Source organism: uncultured Oceanicoccus sp. (assembly GCF_963968385.1).
Taxonomy (GTDB): Bacteria; Pseudomonadota; Gammaproteobacteria; order Pseudomonadales; family Dasaniaceae; genus Oceanicoccus.
Genome location: NZ_CAXAHB010000111.1, coordinates 1 through 3,602, shown reverse-complemented (window position 1 = coordinate 3,602; position 3,602 = coordinate 1). Strand labels below are relative to the sequence as shown.

Here is a 3,602-nt window from a genome sequence, read left to right as displayed (position 1 = left end):
TAGCTAATATGTTTTAGGTGGGGCTGTATGGTTTGTAGTACAGCTTTAAAGCATTTTGGGTTGCCTGCGACAATATTGCCTGAGTTCATAAAATCATTGCCACCGTTAAAGTCAGATACTAGCCCGCCACACTCTCTAATCAGTAACACCCCGGCAGCAATATCCCATTTGTTAAGCCCAATTTCCCAAAAGGCATCCAAGCGACCGGCAGCCACATAAGCCAAATCCAGCGAGGCAGCACCAGCGCGACGAATACCGGCGGTTTGTCTGGCAACCGCTTCGAGACTTTTTGTATAGGCGGGGATATAGGCTTCACTGCGGGATTTAAACGGAATGCCAGTGCCAATCAAGCTGCCGTCCAATGATTTGTTTGGGCTCACACGCATACGGCGGCCATTTAACTGGGCGCCTTTACCGCGGCTGGCGGTAAATTCTTCACGGCGAATAGGATCAACAATCACCGCATGTTCTAACTGGCCTTTATACATACAGGCAACAGAGACAGCAAAGTGGGGGATACCGCGAATAAAATTAGTCGTGCCGTCGATTGGGTCAATAATCCATTGATAATCGCTATCGGCATTGCCTTGTAGTCCGCCTTCTTCGCCTAAAAACGCATGGTCGGGGTGGGCCTTGGAGATATGGTAAATCACCTCTTTTTCTGCCGCCTGATCAATTTCGGTGACAAAGTCATTCGAGCTCTTTTCTTTAACCTCTAGCATATCGATCTGTTCAGTGGCGCGGGCAACAATTTCACCGGCGTTTCTGGCGGCTCGCAAGGCGATATTTAGCATGGGTTCCATGGGCAGACCTAGGGTTAATGGTAGGTAGGGCATTAATTGGCGGCGGATTATAGCAGTAGATTTGGCAAACTAGAAACGGCAATTATGGCTAGCTACAACTAAATTTAATCCTTTAGAAGTTTGCCCCTATCGACTTTGTGAAATTCTGCTAGAATCGGCCGCCTTTTATAGAGACAGACAAAGAGACATAGAAGAGTAGGCTGCCGTGACTTCAACTCCCTCCAATCCAACGCATGACCCAAATCATGACCCAATGCATAACGCCCGTGTTGTGCTGGTACATACCTCCCACCCCGGCAATATAGGCGCCACCGCTCGTGCCATGAAAAATATGGGGCTAAAGAATTTGTATCTGGTCAAGCCCAAGGACTTTCCGCATGAGCGGGCAGGTTGGCGCGCCGCCAGTGCGGTGGATATTCTTGATAACGCCGTTGTGGTTGAGACGCTGGAGCAGGCTGTGGCTGATTGTGGTCTGGTGGTCGGCACCAGTGCGCGGGGTCGACGTATACCCTGGCCGCTGGTTAATCCAAGAGTATGCGCAGAGAAAATTTATCCTGAGTTATCCGAGCATCCCGTTGCCTTAGTGTTTGGGCGAGAAGATCGCGGATTAACTAACGAGGAGCTTCAAGCCTGTCATTTGCACGTCAATATCCCATCCAGCCAAGACTATAGCTCTTTAAATTTGGCGATGGCAGTACAGGTGGTGACCTATGAGCTCCGTATGAGACATCTTGAGGGTGAGTTAAGCAACGATGAAATGCAGGAATGGGATACCCGCTTTGCCCGGGTAGACGAGGTTGAGCGCCTCTATACCCATCTGGAACAAACCCTGATCGATATGGACTTCCTAAACCCTGCTGCCCCTAAGCAGCTAATGACCCGCCTGCGTCGGCTTTATAGTCGCACCCGTATGGATGACCTTGAAGTACAGATGATGCGAGGCATCCTTACCTCAACCCAGCAGTGGGTAAACAAGGCCAAAGATAGGCAGTGATAGTGGTTTCTACTGCAAATTAATTGCTCTATAGGCATACTTTTTATAAGGTTGTTGCTCCAGCATTAGGTCTTTCCTGCTAAAAACCAAGTAAAATACTCGGTTTTATAATTGACTAAATTAGTGGGTTATTGCACTATGGCGACACTCTCTAAACTAACGGATTTTTACTATGAGGCTGACAACAAAAGGCCGATATGCAGTGACTGCGATGCTAGATTTGGCGATACATTTAAATTCAGGCCCTATCAGTCTTGCGGATATTTCCAATCGTCAGGGTATTTCACTGTCTTACCTCGAACAGCTATTTGCCAAATTGCGCCGTAATAATCTAGTGATTAGTGTACGCGGCCCCGGTGGCGGCTATTTACTGAGTCGCGCCTGTGAAGAAATTTTTGTTGCCCAAATTGTGGATGCTGTCAATGAAACCATCGATGCTACCGGTTGCGGTGGAGGCGGTGATTGTCAGGATGGTGAGAAATGTCTAACACATCACTTGTGGTGTGATTTGAGTGATCAAATTCATCATTTTTTAAGCGGTATTAGTTTGGCCAGTTTAGTGGCTGATCGAGATGTGCAGGATGTAGCGGCACGTCAGGACAGGCGTCAGCAGGATAATGCCGAGATCATTCCGCTGTCATCGATTAGTTAAATTTTACAACCGCACTAGGAAGCGTTTATGCCACTGCCGATTTATCTTGATTATGCTGCAACCACGCCGGTCGATCCGTGTGTGGCAGAGGCTATGGCAGCTTGCTTAACCCAAAAAGGTATCTTTGCCAATCCTGCTTCCCGTTCACATATCTATGGTTGGCAGGCAGAAGAGCAGGTTGAAATGGCGCGGCGGCATGTTGCGGAATTAATCAACTGTGACCCCAGAGAAATTGCCTGGACCAGCGGTGCCACTGAATCCGATAACCTTGCATTAAAAGGCATTTTTGAAACCGACAACTATCAAGGGCATTTAATTACCTCGGTGATTGAACATAAAGCGGTCATCGATCCTGCCAGATGGTTGGAGCAAAAGGGCGTTAGTGTGACTTGGTTAGAGCCTGATACCGAGGGTCTAATTAGCGCGCAACAAGTTCAGCAGGCGATAACAAAAGATACCAAGCTGGTTAGTATTATGCAGGTCAATAACGAGACTGGGGTTATCAACCCGATTGCTGATATTGGAAAGATTTGCCGCGACAATAACGTGTTATTGCATGTTGATGCAGCACAGGCTGTCGGTAGAGTGTCAATGGATGTTCAAGCCTTGCAAGTCGATTTAATGAGTTTGTCAGCGCATAAATTTTACGGCCCCAAAGGTGTCGGTGCACTTTATGTACGTCGTCCGGTGCAAGCCCAGTTACAAGCCCAGATACATGGTGGTGGTCACGAGCGAGGTATGCGTTCCGGAACATTGGCAACGCACCAATTAGTGGGTATGGGTGAAGCGGCAAAACTTGCGGCCAAGCAGCTGGGTGATGAAGTATTGAGGATAGCTGGTTTGCGCGACTTGCTGTGGTCCGGTATTGCCGATTTGCCCGGTGTTAAAAGAAATGGCAGCGAACAGCAGGTTAGCTCCGGACACTTAAATGTCTGCTTTAGCGGCGTCGACGGCGAGACATTATTGTTATCCCTAAAAGAATTAGCGGTATCCACCGGTTCGGCCTGCACCTCGGCGAGCATGGAGCCCTCCTATGTATTAAAAGCTATGGGGGTGAGCGATGACGATGCACACAGTTCGATTCGATTTTCATTAGGCCGTTTTACCACAGAAGAGAATGTGATCGCAGTTGTCGCTCATATTCGTACTATTT

The 3,602-nt window shown here is 48.3% G+C and carries 4 protein-coding genes; 3 read left to right on the top strand and 1 reads right to left on the bottom strand.

Translation table 11 applies throughout. The features are described 5' to 3' along the window. The coding region (locus tag AACP44_RS08715; RefSeq protein ID WP_339340141.1) for an inositol monophosphatase family protein at nt 1-803 on the bottom strand (803 nt) is incomplete at its 3' end. 205 nt (nt 804-1,008) lie between these two features. Between AACP44_RS08715 and trmJ the strand changes: the two genes are divergently transcribed. From trmJ to AACP44_RS08700, 3 genes are all read left to right on the top strand, one after another. After that, nucleotides 1,009-1,797: a tRNA (cytosine(32)/uridine(32)-2'-O)-methyltransferase TrmJ gene (gene trmJ / locus AACP44_RS08710; protein WP_339340140.1), complete on the top strand. Its 789-nt coding sequence runs from the start codon at nt 1,009-1,011 to the stop codon at nt 1,795-1,797. Between the two features lie 172 nt (nt 1,798-1,969). Continuing rightward, nucleotides 1,970-2,449 (top strand): Fe-S cluster assembly transcriptional regulator IscR, encoded by a 480-nt coding sequence (iscR, locus tag AACP44_RS08705; RefSeq protein ID WP_339340139.1) that lies wholly within the window; start codon nt 1,970-1,972, stop codon nt 2,447-2,449. Nucleotides 2,450-2,476: 27 nt separating this feature from the next. Then, a partial coding sequence (locus tag AACP44_RS08700; protein WP_339340138.1) for an aminotransferase class V-fold PLP-dependent enzyme occupies nt 2,477-3,602 on the top strand: 1,126 nt, incomplete at its 3' end.

Excerpts from the sequence above, each read along its gene's own strand:
- iscR (WP_339340139.1), top strand. The coding sequence starts at position 1,970 with ATGAGGCTGACAACAAAAGGCCGATATGCAGTGACTGCGATGCTAGAT.